The organism is Anaeromyxobacter sp. SG64, from assembly GCF_022690745.1.
Classification (GTDB): domain Bacteria; phylum Myxococcota; class Myxococcia; order Myxococcales; family Anaeromyxobacteraceae; genus Anaeromyxobacter; species Anaeromyxobacter soli.
The window spans coordinates 1-16134 of record NZ_JALCZB010000100.1; the positions used below are offsets into that span (position 1 = coordinate 1).

General features: G+C 74.7%; 15 protein-coding genes and 1 pseudogene. 1 reads left to right on the plus strand and 15 read right to left on the minus strand.

The window, feature by feature from the left end:
- From rnc to MNZ29_RS20510, 15 genes are all read right to left on the minus strand, one after another.
- Positions 1 to 837: ribonuclease III (rnc, locus tag MNZ29_RS20440; RefSeq protein WP_242356524.1), on the minus strand; the 837-nt coding region annotated here is incomplete at its 3' end.
- Between the two features lie 8 nt (positions 838 to 845).
- The gene (gene meaB, locus MNZ29_RS20445; RefSeq protein ID WP_242340738.1) at positions 846 to 1868 is read right to left on the minus strand and encodes a methylmalonyl Co-A mutase-associated GTPase MeaB; all 1023 of its coding nucleotides are present in this window, start codon (positions 1866 to 1868) and stop codon (positions 846 to 848) included.
- Positions 1868 to 3181, minus strand: a complete 1314-nt coding sequence (locus MNZ29_RS20450) for a hypothetical protein (protein WP_242340739.1) — start codon at positions 3179 to 3181, stop codon at positions 1868 to 1870. The genes meaB and MNZ29_RS20450 overlap by 1 nt, the downstream gene beginning before the upstream one ends.
- An 86-nt stretch (positions 3182 to 3267) precedes the next feature.
- Positions 3268 to 4047, minus strand: coding sequence for an enoyl-CoA hydratase-related protein (locus MNZ29_RS20455; RefSeq protein WP_242340740.1), 780 nt, complete (start codon positions 4045 to 4047; stop codon positions 3268 to 3270).
- Positions 4048 to 4091: 44 nt separating this feature from the next.
- Positions 4092 to 5024: a hydroxymethylglutaryl-CoA lyase gene (locus MNZ29_RS20460; RefSeq protein ID WP_242340741.1), complete on the minus strand. Its 933-nt coding sequence runs from the start codon at positions 5022 to 5024 to the stop codon at positions 4092 to 4094.
- Positions 5025 to 5179: 155 nt separating this feature from the next.
- On the minus strand, positions 5180 to 6586 hold the full coding sequence (gene thiC / locus MNZ29_RS20465; RefSeq protein WP_242340742.1) for a phosphomethylpyrimidine synthase ThiC: 1407 nt from the start codon (positions 6584 to 6586) through the stop codon (positions 5180 to 5182).
- 250 nt (positions 6587 to 6836) lie between these two features.
- On the minus strand, positions 6837 to 8126 hold the full coding sequence (gene eno, locus MNZ29_RS20470; protein WP_242340743.1) for a phosphopyruvate hydratase: 1290 nt from the start codon (positions 8124 to 8126) through the stop codon (positions 6837 to 6839).
- Positions 8127 to 8343: 217 nt separating this feature from the next.
- Positions 8344 to 8523: a hypothetical protein gene (locus MNZ29_RS20475; RefSeq protein WP_242340744.1), complete on the minus strand. Its 180-nt coding sequence runs from the start codon at positions 8521 to 8523 to the stop codon at positions 8344 to 8346.
- Between the two features lie 288 nt (positions 8524 to 8811).
- Complete coding sequence (locus MNZ29_RS20480) at positions 8812 to 9252, minus strand: type II toxin-antitoxin system RatA family toxin (RefSeq protein WP_242340745.1); 441 nt, start codon at positions 9250 to 9252, stop codon at positions 8812 to 8814.
- A gap of 74 nt (positions 9253 to 9326) precedes the next feature.
- Positions 9327 to 10292: a class II fructose-bisphosphatase gene (gene glpX / locus MNZ29_RS20485; RefSeq protein WP_242340746.1), complete on the minus strand. Its 966-nt coding sequence runs from the start codon at positions 10290 to 10292 to the stop codon at positions 9327 to 9329.
- A gap of 14 nt (positions 10293 to 10306) precedes the next feature.
- Positions 10307 to 10720: a thioesterase family protein gene (locus MNZ29_RS20490; RefSeq protein ID WP_242340747.1), complete on the minus strand. Its 414-nt coding sequence runs from the start codon at positions 10718 to 10720 to the stop codon at positions 10307 to 10309.
- Between the two features lie 92 nt (positions 10721 to 10812).
- Positions 10813 to 12138, minus strand: a complete 1326-nt coding sequence (locus tag MNZ29_RS20495; RefSeq protein WP_242340748.1) for a homoserine dehydrogenase — start codon at positions 12136 to 12138, stop codon at positions 10813 to 10815.
- The gene (locus tag MNZ29_RS20500) at positions 12138 to 12728 is read right to left on the minus strand and encodes a hypothetical protein (protein ID WP_242340749.1); all 591 of its coding nucleotides are present in this window, start codon (positions 12726 to 12728) and stop codon (positions 12138 to 12140) included. Before MNZ29_RS20500 ends, MNZ29_RS20495 begins: the two co-directional genes overlap by 1 nt.
- Entirely contained in the window at positions 12725 to 13609 is an 885-nt protein-coding gene (locus MNZ29_RS20505) for a HEAT repeat domain-containing protein (protein WP_242340750.1), read from the minus strand. The genes MNZ29_RS20500 and MNZ29_RS20505 overlap by 4 nt, the downstream gene beginning before the upstream one ends.
- A 32-nt stretch (positions 13610 to 13641) precedes the next feature.
- Entirely contained in the window at positions 13642 to 15474 is a 1833-nt protein-coding gene (locus tag MNZ29_RS20510) for an HTH domain-containing protein (protein ID WP_242340751.1), read from the minus strand.
- Positions 15475 to 15610: 136 nt separating this feature from the next.
- Here MNZ29_RS20510 and MNZ29_RS20515 point away from each other — a divergent pair.
- Positions 15611 to 16134: pseudogene (locus tag MNZ29_RS20515) on the plus strand (pyrrolo-quinoline quinone); the annotation flags it as partial.

The following is a 16134-nucleotide window of genomic DNA, read 5'->3' on the forward strand; positions in this document are numbered from 1 at the left end:
CGGTACGCCCGCGCCGGCCGGCGCGCCCGCGGGCGCGGCGGGCCCGGACGGCGACGCCGCCGCCTCGGTCGCGCCCGCCTCCGCGAACCTCCTCGCGAGCAGGTCGAGGGCGAGCTTCGCGGCGGCCTGCTCCGCGTCCTTCTTCGAGCGGCCGGCGCCCTTCCCGACGACCTCGCCGCGCAGGTCCGTCTCCACCTCGAAGGTCTTCGAGTGATCCGGGCCGTGCTCGCCCACGACGCGGTAGCGGGGGGTGGCGCGGAGCCTGCTCTGCGAGAGCTCCTGGAGCTGGGTCTTGAAGTCGCGGTCGAGCGTGCCGGCCGCGGCCCGCGCGAACGCCTCGCCCAGGAAGCGATCGATGAGCACGAGCACCGGCGCGAGCCCGTCGCCGAGGTAGAGCGCCGCCACCACGGCCTCCATGGCGTCGGCGAGGAGCGAGGACTTCCGGCGCCCGCCGGTCAGCTCCTCCCCGCGCCCGAGCCGCAGGAGCGAGCCCAGGTCGAGCGCGCGCGCCATCTCCGAGAGCCCCTGCTCGTCCACCACGGCGGCGCGCATCTTGGAGAGATCGCCCTCGCGCGCCCCCGGGAAGCGGTCCATGAGCCGGTGCGACACCGCGAGGTCGATCACCGCGTCGCCCAGGAACTCGAGCCGCTCGTTGTCGGTGAGGCCCGCCTCGTCCCGGTGCTCGTTCACGTAGGACTTGTGCGTGAGCGCCGCGAGCGCGATGGCGCGGTCCCCCACGGCGAGCCCGAGCCGCGCCTCCAGCGCCGCGACCGGATCGGCGGGTCTCTCCTCGCCCGGGGAGGTCGCGCTCCGGCCCGGGTCGTTCGCGTCGTTCATGCCGGTCCTCATGTGCGCAGGCGGGCGGCGAGCTCGTCGGCGAGCGCGTAGGGATCCGCCTCGCGCGCGGCGATGCGCGCCGCCACCGCGTCGAGCTCGCCCATCTCGGCCTCGAGCCGCTCGAGCGCGCCCTGCACGAGGCGCTCTCGCAGCACCGCGACGAACGCGGCCCTCGCGCGCGCCGCGTCGCGGATCCGGCGGCCGCCGGACGTCTCGAGGTGGGCCTGGTGCGCGTCCACGGCCGCGGCCAGCTCCGCGATGCCCTCGTCGCGCAGCGCCACGGTCCGCACGATGGGAGGCTCCCAGGAGCCGTCCGGCGCCGCGAGGCCCAACGCTCCCCCGAAGCGATGCGCGGCGTCGTGGTCTCCCGGCCGCGCCGCCACCATGCGGCGCAGCTCGAGCATCCCCTGCAGGTCGCGCACGGTGCGATCCGCGCCCTCCCGGTCGGCCTTGTTCACCGCGAACACGTCGGCGATCTCGAGGACGCCGGCCTTGATGGCCTGGACGTCGTCACCGAGCCCGGGCACCGCGACCACCACCACCGTGTGCGCGAGGTTCGCCACCTCGATCTCGTCCTGCCCCACGCCGACCGTCTCGACGATCACGACGTCCTTCCCCATGGCGTCGAGCACCTGCACGACGTCCGACGTCGAGCGAGAGAGGCCGCCGAGGTGGCCGCGCGTGCCGAGCGAGCGGATGAAGACGCCGGGGTCGAGCGCGTGGTCCTGCATCCGGATCCGGTCGCCCAGGATGGCGCCGCCGGTGAACGGGCTCGTGGGGTCCACCGCCACGACGCCCACGGTCCGGCCGTGGGCGCGGTGGTGCGCGATGAGCCGATCGGTGAGGGACGACTTCCCCGCGCCCGGCGCGCCGGTGAGGCCGACCACGTAGGCGCGCCCCGTGCGCGGGAACAGCGCCCGGAGCGCCGCCTCCGCGCCGGGCTGGCGGTCGTCGAGATCGCGCATGAGCCTCGCCGCGGCGCGGACGTTACCCGCGAGCACGCGGTCGGCGATGGGGTTCCCGGTCGTCATCAGTAGGCCGCCGCCTCCGGCACGAAGTTCGCGACGAGGATGGCCGCCGCCATCTTGCGGGGGGCGCCGATGGGCTGCCGGCTCGCGTCGAGCTGACGATAGATCACGCTGCCGTCCTGCACCTGGTCCACGAGGACGAGGAGGCGCCAGCCGCCCCGCTCCTGCGAGAACACCGCCTCGAAGTCGGCGCGGGGGAGGACGCGCGCCGCGCCGTAGGGGCGGCCGTCGATGTCCGTGCCGACGTACCGCACGTCGCCGTCGCGTGCGTCCTCGACGACCACGTTCATGACCCACACCTCGCCCGGGCTCGGCTGCAGGTGCCCGGGGAGACCGGCCGCGCCGGCGGAGGCGACGGCGGCGCCGCCCGGCTCGGGCGCGGAGGGTTGCCCCGGGGCGAGGCCGAGCGCGAGCGCGACGAGCGCGCGCGTGCCCGGGAACGCGCCGAGCTCGAAGCGGTCCGACCAGACGTCGCCGCTCGGGCCGATGAGGCGCCCCTTGAAGCGCGTCCCCATCTCGCGGCTCGCGACGAAGCGGTAGCGCGTCCCGCCGTGCTCGAACTCCTGCACGAGCTCCACCATCGCGTTCGGCGCGAGCATGGCGTCCTCCCCGAAGACGGCAGCGAGGGTGGCGAGCGTGAGCGCGTTCCGCGGCGGCGGGGTGACCTCGAGCCGCGAGGCGACGGGCGCGGGGGTCCGGGCGTCGCGCGCGTGGACCGGGGTCATCCGCGAGAGCGCGCCGACGAGGTGCTGCTCGAGCTCCGCGGGCGTGCGCAGCCCGGAGAGCTCGAGCGGCGGGAACTCCGGGGAGACCTCGAACGGCGCCCCGCCGACCGGCGCGACCCGCGAGACGCGGATGCCCTCGGGCCCGCCGAGGAGCTCGAACGCGTGCCGCGGCGTCTTCACGATCGCCCGCACCGCGAGCCGGTCGGCCTCGAGCCCGGCCTCGAGGCGGAGCGCGCGGAGCCTCGCGGCGACGTCCGAGAGGGCCGCGGCGCGCTCCTGGAGCAGCGCGGCGACGGCCTGATCGAGCTGCGCGGCGCGCTCGTGAGCCTGGAACGGCACGGGGCCGAGCGCGGCGAGGGGCGCGTCCACGAAGCGGAGGTGGTCGTGGCCGGCGACCACGAAGCGGGCGCGCGGGATCGGCTGGCCGGTCGCGGGGTGGACGGCGCGAGAGAGCGCGAGCTCACCCTCGAGCGTCTCGCGGTCGGAGCCGAGCCGCACCGGGATGCCGAGGGCGGAGAGCTTGCGGGAGGCGATCTGGTTCAGGCGCTCCCGCGGGATCTTCCCGATGATGGTGTGCTCGCCCTCGCCCATTCGGTGCCGCGGACCCTTTCGGCGACGGAGGTTACCTCAGAATCGCCGTCGCGGGAGCGCCGGGGAGTCCCGAGTCCGGGGGACGGTCACTCGCCCGTGAAGACGGGCGGCCGCTTCTCCGCGAACGCGCGGAGCGCCTCCACCCGGTCCTTCGTGCCGAGGCAGTCCTGGTAAAGCCGGTTCTCGAGCTCCAGCGCCTCCTCGAGCGGCAGGTGAAAGCCGCCGTCGATCGCCCGCTTCGCCTGCCGCAGCGAGACCGGCGCGTTCCGCGCGATGCGCGCGGCGAGCGCCACCGCGTCCTCCAGGAGACGGTGGCCCGGGGCGACGCCCGTCACGAGCCCCATCGCGAGCGCCTCGGCGGCGGAGACGCGGCGCGCGGTGAGGACGAGATCTTTCGCGCGGGCCACGCCCACGAGCCGGGCGAGGCGCTGCGTCCCTCCGCCGCCGGGGATGATCCCGAGCGCCACCTCCGGCAGGCCCAGCTCCGCCCCCTCCGCCGCGAGGCGCAGATCGCAGGCGAGCGCGAGCTCGAGGCCGCCGCCCAGCGCCGCGCCGTTCAGGGCCGCGACGAACGGCTGGGGCGCCTCCTCGATGCCGCGGAGCGCCCGTCGCAGCCCGTGGTGGAAGGCGTGGACGTCCTCCGCGGACATCGCGGCGCGCTCCTTGAGGTCCGCCCCGGCGCAGAACGCCTTGTCCCCCGCGCCGGTCACGACCACGCAGCGGAGCGCGCGATCCGCGGCCGCGCGGGCGAGGTGCTCCTCGAGATCGCGCAGGAGCGCGCGCGAGATCGCGTTTCGCCGCGCCTCGCCGTCGATGGTCCACACCTCGATGCCGCCGTCGCGACGATCGATCCGGAGCTGCCTCACGTGCGCCTCCCGGGGTCCGTCCCTGCCTCGATCCAGCGCCCGCGTCACGCGCCCGCCCCGGCGCGCGCGAGCTCCGCCTGGAGCGCCTTGCCCGGCAGCCGGCGGCCGACGAGCCGCTGCGCCAGGGCGCCCGCCGCGACGAGCCGCTCCCAGTCGACGCCCGTCTCCATCCCCATCCCGTGCAGCATGTAGACGAGATCCTCGGTCGCGAGGTTGCCCGACGCGCCCGGCGCGTAGGGGCAGCCGCCGAGCCCGCCGATCGAGGAATCGAAGGTGGTGAGCCCCTCCTCGAGCCCGACGAGCACGTTCGCGAGGGCCGTCCCGCGCGTGTCGTGCATGTGGAGCGCGAGCGCCTCGGGCGGCGCGCCCGCGAGCGCCCGCCGGACGATGTCGCGCGTCTGGTTGGGCGTCCCGACGCCGATGGTGTCGCCGAGCGAGACCTGGTGGCAGCCGAGGGCGAGGAGCCGGTGCGCGATCTCCACCGCGCGCGCCGGATCCACCCTCCCCTCGTACGGACAGCCCCACACCGTCGACACGTAGCCCCGCACCCGGAGCCCGCGCGCGAGCGCCGCGGGCACGAGCGTCGCGAGCTCCTCGAGCGCCTCGGCGACCCCCTTGTTGATGTTCCGGCGGGAGTGGCTCTCGGACGCCGAGAGGAACACCGCGGCGTCGACCGGAGCGTGCCCGGGGCCCCCGCCGCCGAGCGCCTCGACGAGTCGCTCGAGCCCCTTCGCGTTGGGGACGAGGACCACGTAGGACACGCCCTCGGCGCGCGGCAGCGCCGCGGTGACCTCGGCGGCGTCCGCGAGCTGCGGGATCCAGCGCGGCGAGACGAAGCTCGTCGCCTCGATGCGGCGCAGCCCGGCCTCGGCGAGCGCGCGGACGAGCGCGAGCTTGTCGCCGGGGGGGACGGTGCGCGCCTCGTTCTGGAGCCCGTCCCGGGGGCCGACCTCGTACACCGTGACCGGGGGTGCCATCGGGCGGATCCTAACCCGGCGCGGGCTCGGCGACACTTCGCGTCCCACGTCCCCGAGGGGCGGGTCCGGGCTGGGCGGCCGCTCGCGACGCGCGACCGCAGCGGGCCACGCCGCGATCGCGGAGGGGCCCCGGCGGGCTCGCGGCCGTTTACGGCCTATCTCGCGATGGGCAGCGCGCCGGCGCGCGCGGTGGGCTCGGGCGCGGGCTCGGCCCCGCAGGGCGGCGCGGCGCCCGGGGCGTCCGCGTCGCCGAGGTGCGAGTGGATCCGCATCGAGCAGAACTTGGGCCCGCACATCGAGCAGAACTCCGCGGACTTGAACGTGTCGTGCGGCAGGGTCGCGTCGTGCTTCGTGCGCGCGGCGTCGGGATCGAGCGACAGCTCGAACTGGCGCTTCCAGTCGAAGGCGTAGCGCGCCCGCGAGAGCGCGTCGTCGCGATCGCGCGCGCCCGGCCGGTGGCGGGCGACGTCGGCGGCGTGGGCGGCGATCTTGTACGCGATGATCCCCTGCCGGACGTCCTCCTGGTCGGGCAGGCCGAGGTGCTCGGCCGGCGTGACGTAGCAGAGCATGGAGGCGCCGTGCTGCGCGGCGACCGTCGCGCCGATGGCGCTCGTGATGTGGTCGTAGCCGGGGGCGATGTCCGTGACGATGGGCCCGAGCACGTAGAACGGGGCGTCGTCGCAGAGCTCCCGCTCCTTCTGCATGTTCATCGGGATCTGGTCGAGCGGGACGTGTCCCGGCCCCTCGACCATCACCTGGACGTCGTGCTGCCACGCCTTGCGCGTGAGCTCGCCGAGGACCTTCAGCTCCGCGAACTGGGCCGCATCGGAGGCGTCCGCGAGGCAGCCCGGCCGGAGCCCGTCGCCGAGCGAGAACGTGACGTCGTAGCGCTTGAAGATCTCGCAGATGGCGTCGAAGTGCGTGTAGAGCGGGTTCTCCTCGCCGTGCGCGGCCATCCAGCGCGCGATGAGCGCGCCGCCGCGGGAGACGATGCCGGTGATGCGCCCGGCCGCCATGGGGACGATGTCGCGCAGGACGCCCGCGTGGATCGTCATGTAGTCGACGCCCTGCGCGGCCTGCGCCTCGATGATGTCGAGGAGCATGCGCGGGGTGAGGTCGACGACGTCCTTCACGTGGGCGAGGCACTCGTAGATGGGCACGGTGCCGACCGGGATCGGGCTGTGCCGGAGGATGTTCTCCCGGATGAGCGGGATGTCCCCGCCGGTCGAGAGATCCATGACCGTGTCCGCGCCGTGGCGCAGGCACACGCCGAGCTTGCGCAGCTCCTCGTCCACGTCGGAGGTGACGGCGCTGTTCCCGATGTTCGCGTTGATCTTGCAGGTCGCGGCGACGCCGATCCCGATGGGCTCGAGCTCGGGGTGGTTCACGTTCGCCGGGATCACCAGCCGCCCGCGGGCGACCTCCTCGCGCACGGCCTCCGGCGCGAGCCGCTCCCGCTCGGCGACGTACGCCATCTCCTCGGTCACGATCCCGCGCCGCGCATGATGCATCTGCGTCAGGTTCGGCTGGCCGTGACGCTTCGCGATCCACTGGGCCCGCATGCATTCTCCTCGCGCCGTCGGTGTGGCGCGCGAACCTAGCGAAACGCACGGGTTGCGGTCAAACGGAACCCCCGTCAACGTCCACTTTTCCGCGAAAAGCCCGATCGCTCGACTCGCCGCTCGCAGTGCGCACGGGCGCGGCGGCGCGGAGCGTGGAGCGGGGTGGTCGAGATCCCTGCTCGTCCCGAAGAAGAAGACGCGCCGAGGGATCGATCCCGCGGCGCGTCGAACGTCCAGCCCGCCTCGGCGGTCAGCGCAGCGCCTTGAACGCGTCGCGCCCCGCGTAGCGGGCGGCCTTGCCGAGCTGCTCCTCGATGCGGAGGAGCTGGTTGTACTTGGCGACCCGGTCGGTGCGCGACGCCGAGCCGGTCTTGATCTGCCCGCAGTCGCACGCCACCGAGAGGTCCGCGATCGTGGTGTCCTCGGTTTCGCCGGAGCGGTGGCTCATCACGCTCGTGTAGCCCGCGCGGTGGGCCATGCGGACGGCCTCGAGCGTCTCGGTGAGCGAGCCGATCTGGTTCACCTTCACGAGGATCGAGTTCGCGACGCCGTCCTGGATGCCGCGCGAGAGGCGGGTCACGTTCGTCACGAAGAGATCGTCGCCGACGAGCTGGAGCTTCGACCCGAGCCGCTCGGTGAGCAGCTTCCAGGTGGCCCAGTCGTCCTCCGCGCAGCCGTCCTCGATCGAGACGATCGGGTACTTCGCGGCGAGCCCGGCGTAGAAGTCGACGAGCCCCTTGCCGTCGAAGGCCTTCCCCTCGCCCTCGAGCTCATACTTGCCGGAGCTCTTCTCGAAGAACTCGCTCGCCGCGCAGTCGAGCGCGAGCGCGACGTCGTCCCCCGGCTTCAGGCCCGCCTGCTCGATCGCCTGCATGATGAGCGCGAGGGCCTCCTCGTTCGAGGCGAGGCTCGGGGCGTAGCCGCCCTCGTCGCCGACGCCGGTCCCGGCCCCCTTCTTCTTCAGCACGCTCTTCAGCGCGTGGAAGATCTCGGCGCCGTAGCGCAGCGCCTCGGCGAAGGTCGGGGCGCCGAGCGGGACCACCATGAACTCCTGGATGTCCACGTTCGAGTCGGCGTGCGCGCCGCCGTTCAGGATGTTCATGAGCGGCACGGGGAGCGTGCGCGCCCCGACGCCGCCGACGTAGCGGTAGAGCGGCAGCCCGTGCGCCTGCGCGGCCGCCTTGGCCGCGGCGAGCGAGACGCCGAGGACGGCGTTCGCGCCGAGCTTCGACTTGGTGGCGGTGCCGTCGAGCTCGATCATGCGCTGGTCGAGCACCGCCTGGTCCGCGGCGTCGAGCCCGACCACCGCCGGGGCGAGCTCGTCGAGCACGTTCGCGATCGCCTTGCGGACCCCCTTGCCCAGGTAGCGGCGCTTGTCGCCGTCCCTGAGCTCGAGCGCCTCGTGCTCGCCCGTCGAGGCGCCCGACGGTACGGCCGCGCGGCCGACGTCGCCCGTCCCGACCGCGACCTCGACCTCGATCGTGGGGTTGCCGCGCGAGTCGAGGATCTCGCGCGCGGTCACGTTGATGATCTCGGTCATCGGAGGTCCCTCCCTCGCGGCGCGGAGCGCCAGCTGGCCGCGGCGGGCGAAGCGCACCGCCGTTCGGGTGCCGGAATGTGCCCGCCGCATCCGCGACGGTCAATCGGTATTCCGAGACCCGGCCCGAAGGACGCAGAGAAGAAATCGGGCGCGAGACCTCGCGGTCCGCGCCCTCTCGTCGGCGTTCGCCTCTGGCGAGCGCCTCCTACGAATCTGGTCAGCCGAGGTCGATGATCACGACGCCGCGATCCTTCCGGCCGTCGTCGCGGTCGGCAGGCTCCTCGCCGCCCGGCCGGTGCGCAGGCTGGGGGATGGGCAGCTCGATGACCGGACGATCGTCACGGCGCTGCTCTCGCTCGCGCCGCTTGATCTCCTCGATGACGTAGGCGTCCAGCATGTCTCGTCCCCTCGGCCTCGTCCTCGTCTCCGGTCCCTGGATGTGCAAGCTGCGTTCCCTCTGGGACGGCTCTCCGTTCGCGCTCTCCTGTCTTAACGATGCGCCTCGGCGGCGCATTCAGATGTCCCGACCAGGGCCAAGAATCATCGTAAACCCCGCCGAGATGGGGGGTCAAGGATGCGCGCCCGCGCTCTCTTCGGAGCTAGCCGGAGACGATCGGCATGCGGGCCGGCAGGCGTCGGCGAGCCACACGGGGCTGTGCCAGCTGCGCACGCTTCGAGCGACTTGCTAGAGCTCCGCGCGGCGCTTGAACGCCTCGAGCGTCCGCGGCAGCTGCACGCGGGTGAGCTCGTCGGCCACGCGGTCGACGATGACCTGCGGCACGAGCGGCGGCTTCGCGATCTGGATGTCCACCGTGTACCGGGCGCGCGTCTTCCCGCCCGCGTCCTCGAGCTCCCAGGAGCCGCTCGAGACCTTCATCATGTCTCCCGAGACGAGCGACCAGGCGACGCGCCGCGGTCGCTCCTCCACGTGACGGAGGACGTACCGGATCTTCTTAACGCCGACGTCGAGCTCGTACTCGACCTCGCGGCTCGCCGGGCCGCCGCCCTTCACCCGGCAGGCATGGATTCCGGGCACGAACTCCGGGTAGCGCCCGTAGTCCACGACCAGATCGAAGAAGCGCTCCACGGGCGCGTCGATGACGACCTCACGCGAGATGGCGGCCATTCGTCTCCTCCAGGGGCGTCGCGCCCCGCGGCGGCTCTCCCGCCTGCCGCGCGGCGCGACGGCGGGGCGGCGCCCTAGTGCCCGTAGTCCGGGGCGCGGGCGAACCTGTGGATGGTCTCGATGTAACGGATCGTCCCGCTCTTCGACCGCATCACGACGGAGTGCGTGCGGGCGCCGTCCCCCGTGAAGTGCACCCCTCGGAGGAAGTCGCCGTTCGTGACGCCCGTCGCGGCGAACATCACGTTCCCGCCGGCGAGCTCCTCGAGCGAGAGCACCTTGTCCGGGTCGGAGCGGCCCATCCGCGTCGCGCGGGCGCGCTCCTCCTCGCTGGCGAAGCGGAGCCGGCCCTGCATGTCGCCGCCCACGCAGCGGAGGGCCGCGGCGGCGATCACGCCCTCGGGCGCGCCGCCGGTGCCCATGAGCACGTCCACGCCGGACTCGGGGAAGCAGGTGTTGAGCGCGCCCGACACGTCGCCGTCGCCGATGAGCTTGATCCGCGCCCCGGCCGCGCGCACCTCGGCGACGAGGCGCTCGTGGCGAGGACGATCGAGGATCACCACGGTGAGATCCTCGAGGTACTTCCCGAGCGCGTCGGCGACGCGCCGCAGGTTCTCGGTCGGCGAGAGGCGGAGGTCGATGGCGCCCCGGGCCCCCGGGCCGACCGCGATCTTCTCCATGTACGCGTCGGGCGCGCGCAGGAGCTTACCCTTCTCGCCGATCGCGATGACGCTGACCGCGTTGGGCGCGCCGGTCGCGCAGAGGTTCGTCCCCTCGAGCGGGTCGACGGCGATCTCCACCTCGACGTCCCCCTCCCCCTGGCGGCCCACCTTCTCGCCGATGAAGAGCATGGGCGCCTCGTCGCGCTCGCCCTCCCCGATGACGACCTCGCCGCGGACGCTCACGTGGTCGAAGACGCGGCGCATCGCGTCCACGGCGGCCCGATCGGCGCCGTTCCGGTCGCCGCGGCCCATGAGCCGGGCGGACGCGAGCGCGGCCGCCTCCGTGACGCGCACCACCTCGAGCGCGAGGTTTCGATCCATGCCTTCCTGCTCCTTCAAGTCGGGTCCGCGAGCCCCTCGCCCGCCGACAGGCGCTCGAGCAGCTCGCGGGGCATGCGCTGGACCTTGCCCTCCCGGTCCACGCACGCGTGCACGGTGTACCCGGTGACGACGACGTCGCCGTCCCGGACGATGCGGTATCCGAACCTCGCCGAGGCGCGGCGCGCCTCCACGAGGGCCGTCTCCACGGTGAGGAGATCGTCGTAGCGCGCCGGGGTGCGGTAGCTCACCTGCGCCTCGACGACCGGCAGCAGGAGCTGGTGCCGCTCCTCGAAGTCCCGGTAGCGGAGCCCCTTCGCGCGGATGAACTCGTTCCGCCCCGCCTCGAAGTAGCGCAGGTAGTTCGCGTAGTAGACGACGCCCATCTGATCCGTGTCGCCGTAGATGACGCGGAGCTCGGTGCTCACCATGATCGACGCCTCGCCGAAGCCCCGAGCGCGGGGGCGCCGGGTTTAGCAGGAGGCGCGCGCACCAGGCAAGGCCGGGCGCGCGCGCCCGCCGGTCAGACGGTCTCGATACGGATGAGCCGCGTGGGCGCGAGCGTCGTCGAGTAGCGATCGATCTCGCCGATCGCGCCGCGCAGGTCCGCCTCGCGCGCGAGGTGGGTCACGATGACGAGCGGCACGGGCTGCCCCTGGTCGTTCTGCTCGCGCTGCTGCACCGCCGCGATGGAGATGCGGTGCTCGGCCAGCTTGGAGGCGGTGCGAGCGAGCACGCCCGGCGCGTCCTTCACCGAGAAGCGCAGGTAGTACGCGCAGCGGACCTCGTCGTGCGGGCGCAGCTCGACGAGCGGCCGGTCCGGCGGGAGCGGGACGCGCCCGGGGCTGCCGGCGAGGATGTTGCGGGTGAGGTCGATGATGTCCGACACCACCGCGCTGCCGGTGGGCATCGCGCCGGCCCCCTGCCCGTAGAGCATGGAGGGCCCGAGCGCCTCGGAGCGGAGCACGACCGCGTTCATGGCGCCGCGGACGCCGGCGAGGAGCGAGCCCGCCGGGATGAACGCAGGGTGCACGCGCGCCTCGATCTGGTCGGGCGCGCCCGCGCCCGCCCCCTCCGCCGGCCCGGTGCGCCGGGCGATGGCGAGCAGCTTGAGCGCGTAGCCGAACTGGCGCCCCCAGCGGAAGTCCTCGGGGCTGAGCGCGGTGATCCCCTCCGTCAGGACGTCCTCGGGCTTGAGCCGCGCCCCGAACGCGAGCTGCGCGAGCACGCAGAGCTTCTGCGCCGCGTCGCCGCCCGACACGTCGAGGGTGGGATCCGCCTCGGCGTAGCCGAGCCGCTGCGCCTCGCGGAGCGCGTCCTCGAAGCGCGCGCCCTGCTCGTCCATCGCGGTGAGGATGAAGTTCGTCGTCCCGTTGACGATGCCGTGGAGGGAGTTGATCCGGTCGGAGGCGAGGGCCTCGCGGAGCGTGCGGATGATCGGCACGCCGCCGCAGACCGCCGCCTCGTAGTAGACGTCCACGCCCTGCCGGCGGGCGAGCCGGAAGATCTCCTCGCCGCGCGCGGCGAGGAGCGCCTTGTTCGCGGTGACGACGTGCTTGCCGCGCTCGAGCGCGCCGCGGACGAGGTCGAACGCGCTGTCGACGCCGCCCATGAGCTCGACCACGACCGCGATCTCCGGATCCTCCAGCAGGTCCTCCGGGCGCGTGGTGAGGAGCGCGGGATCGAGCCCGACGGCGCGCTCCTTGGTCGCGTCGCGCACCGCCACGCGGCGCACGGCGATGCGCGCGCCGAGCCGCGCCTCGATGTCGTCCGCGTGGCTGCGGAGGATGGAGAGCACCCCGCCGCCGACGGTGCCGAACCCGGCGATCCCGATGCCGACCTCGCGCATCACTTGCCTCCGATCCGGTACGCGCGCAGCACCGCCCGCACCTGCGGCGTCACCGCCGAGCCCACGACCGAGAACGTCTCGAGCTTCACCGGCCCCACCCCGGGCGCGTAGGTGATCTCGAGCACGTGGTCCGCGTCCGGCCCCGCGCGGTTGTGCGCCCGCACGCGCACGCAGCCCTGGAACGCGCCTGCCGGGGTGGTCACCGCCTCGCCCACCCCCGCGATCTCGTACCGCTCCGTCGAGCTCGCCGAGACGATGGAGGTCCAGCGCGTGCCCGCCGCGATGGGGCCGCACAGCAGGCGGCGCGTCCGATCGTGCAGGCAGCCGGCGTCGGCGCGCAGCTCTCCGCGCTCCGTGTCCTTGAAGTAGCCGTCCGCCGTGCGCTCGACGATCCGGACCGTGCGCTCGTTCCCGCGCTGAGCGGGCGGCAGGACGGGCGACTCGTCGCGGTAGATCCATTCGTTCCCGACGGCGAGCGGGAAGTAGTCGGCGGGCCCGGCGCCGGGGGCGGCGGCCGCGGCCCGTGGGGTGGGCGCGCGGGCGCAGGCGAGAGCGATCAGGGAGACGGCGGCGAGGGAGCGGAGCCTCATGGGGCCCGCATCTTAGCGGAAACCGCCGAGCCCGAGGCCTCCGCGCGCGCGGAGAGCTCCGCGAGCGCCTCTCGCGCGGCGCGGCGGACGGCGGGATCGGGGTGACCGGCCTCGAGCGTGAGCAGGTACCCCTCCGCCTCGGAGCCGCCGAGCTCGCCCACGATCCGGGCGACGCGCGCGGTCAGCGCGGGGTCACCGCCCTGCGCCACCTCGATGAGCGGGGCCACCGCGCGGCGGTCGCCGATCTGCGCGAGCGCGCCCACCGCGCGCTGGACGATCTCGGGATCGGCGTCCCGCAGCCGCTCGAGCAGCGCGGGGACCGCCTCCGGGCTGCGCCGGTCGGCCAGCACGCGGATGGCGTGATCGCGAACCCGGGCATCACGCGAGCCGAGATCGGCGAGGAGCGCGTCGAGGGGCTTCGCCTCGGCGGCGAACCCGAGCGCGAGCCCCTTGGCCGCGTCCGCCGCCGCGGCGCCGAACGCGGTGCGCCAGGCGTCCCGGGGCGTCCGGCCGGCGAGCGTCGCGGTGGCGGTGCTCGTCTCGCGCACGATCTCGCCCGCCTCCGGGTTCACCGGGGCGAGCTGGAGCTCGATCGCGATCTCCACCCGCGGCGCGCTCCCCGCGAAGCCGTCGGGCGCGAGCCGCACCCCGAGCACGTCGATGCGCGCGCGGTAGGAGCGCTCGCCGTCGGCGAGCCGGAAGCCCGCCTCCCCCAGCGCTGCGCGCGCGGCGCTCTCCAGGCTGGGGACGTCGAGGCCCGCCTCCCGCAGCGGCTCCGCCAGCGCACCGTCGGCGATGCGAACGCTCGCGATCGACGCCGGCTGGGCACCGCGGCGGCAGGCCGGCACCGCGGCGATCAGGGCCGCGACGGCCACGATCACCCCGGTGACGCCTCGGCGCGCGCTCCGCATCGTTACCCGCCGGTGTCCCCGTCGTCCTGCCGCGCAGCCGGGGGAGGTGGCGCGGACTGCGGAGCGGCGACAGGCGCCTCGGGAGCGGCGACGCCCTCGCGAGCGCCCTGCGCCGGTGCCTCGCCCGCAGCGCCCTCCGCGCCGGCCGCGGCCTGCCCCTGGGGAGCGCCCTCTCGCGAGCGACCCCGACCGCCACGCCGGCGCCTGCGCCGGCGGCGACGGCGACGGTCTGCGCCGGCTCCGGCCTCGCCGGCGCTCGCCTCGGACGCGGTGGCGGGCTCACCCTCGGCCGAGGCCTCGGACTCGTCCTCGTCCTCCTCGCCCTCCGGCCCCTCGTCGTCCAGCTCTGCGGGCACCTCGATGGACGTCTCGCCCCGCGGCGCGACGGGCTGCGGCGGACGCGACGGCGCGACCGCCTCGGCAGCCGCCGCCGCGCTCGCGATGACCTCGCCCGCAGCCGGCTCCGCGATCGGTGCGCCGCTCGGCTCCTCCGACGCCGCCTGAACCGCCTCGACGGACACGGTCCGCTCCTCGCGGCGGGCCCCGCGCGGCTCCCGGTCCCGGTCCCGGTCCCGGTCCCGCTCCCGGTCGCGCTCGCGAGGCTCCCTGCCCTCGCGGCGATCGCGCTCCTCGCGCCGGGCACGCCGGGCCGCCTCCTCCTTCTCGGCCTCCTCGGCCGCGGCGCGGAAGAAGCCGTCGTCGACCTCCGGGATCACCACCGGGACGGTGCCGAGCCCCGCGTCCGCGAACGCCTCGGCGAGCGCCTCGCCGCAGAGGAGCACGATGGGCAGCTGCCCCGCCGCCGTCGCCTCGGCGCGCGCCTCGCGCGCCACCTCTCCGGCGCTGACCACGATGCCGATCTGGGCGCCGTAGTGGGCGAGGTCGCGGCGGAGCTCGGTCACGTCGCGCCGCGACGCGTCCGCGCCGTTGCGCACGATCCGGATCCCGTGGCGCAGGTCGCCGAGCCCCATCTTGAGCCGCGCCGTGTAGATCACGTGCTCGCGGCTGCGCTTCGCGACCTTGAGCTCGCGGAACCCCATCTTGTCGAGCAGCCGGGACGCGACGTGCTCGATCGTGGCGGCGTCGCACTCGCGCAGGCGGCGGCGCAGCCCGGCGAGGGCCGCCCGGCGCAGCTCGGTCGCGGTCTGGACCGGCGCGGCACGCGCGGCAGCCGGAGCGGCGACACGCTCGCCCGGCTCGGGCTGCGCGACGAGCGTCACGGAGTCCCCGTCGACGAGGAACAGCGCCTTGCGCCCGGCCGACTCGCGCCGGCGGTTGTCCTCGACGAGCGCGGCCCGCAGCGAGCCGCCGTCGCGGACGAACGCGTCCGGCATGAGCAGCCGCTCCGCGCCCTGCGCGGCGATGTCGGCGAGCGAGAGCGCGCGGCCGGCGCCGGCCAGGATCTCGTAGGCGACCTCCGCGGGCGGCGGGAAGCGGCGCCCGCGCCGCTCCTCCTCCTCCCTGCGACGCGGCTTGCCCGCCTCGCCACGCCCGGTGCTGCGGGCGAGCTCGCGGGAGGGGATCGGGTGGCGCTCGCGCCCCCGATAAGCGGGCTCCCCGTCGGGAGGCGGCTCGACGAGCGCCTCCAGCCCAGCGGGGTCCTCGTCGAGTCCCCATTCGGTCAGCGCGAAGGTGCCCTGCTGCACCGGGATCACCCGCCGGTCCTCGTGCGGAAGGCGGCAGTGCGCGGCGAGCTGATCGGCCATCGTCTCCTCGGGAATCTTCCCGACGTGGTCGAGCAGGCTCTCGCGGATGGCGATCTCCGTGAGCTTCCTGAAGTGGAGGGGCTTTCCTTCGCGCCGCAGCACCTCGATCGCTGCTTCCGTGAAGGTCATGTACGTCCTTGGTAGAGGGAAAGAAGGAGGGGCGGCCCACGCGTCGGGGGCCCGCACCGGAGTGGACATCTTCGTGCGGGGCCCCTGCCCTGTCAACGTTGAAAGTACCTGATTCCGCGGTGATTCTTGGGATCCCATGATCCGGATCCGAACGGGCGCAAGCTGGAAGCACGACCCCGGGCTCACCGCCTCTCTGAGCCGCGCGGAGGGGCCGGCGCGGGTCGCCGCGGCGCGCGCCGTCGTGGACGCGCTCGCCATCGAGGTCGACGGGATCGACATCACCTCCGGGCGGGCGGAGGGGGCGCTCCTTCCTTCGCTCGAGGCGCTCCTGCGGGCCATCTCCCGCGTGGTCAGCGGGGAGGCCCACGCCACCGTCCCGTTCCGCGACGGCGAGCTCGAGCTCGTCATCCGCAGGCGCGGCCCGAGCGCGCTGCTGACCGTGGTGACGCTCGCCCGCCCGTCGCGGGTCCTCGCCCGGGACGTCGAGGTGGAGGTGGAGGCGCTCGCCGCCGCCGCGCTGGACGCCGCCGCGGCCTTCTGCCGCGAGCTCGGCGAGATCCTGCCGGAGGAGGCCGCACGCGAGGGCCGGCGGCTTCGCGCCGCGGCGCGGGCGATCCGGCGCGCCGAGGCGCCCGCGCCCCGCCCCCGCGGCGGTGGCCG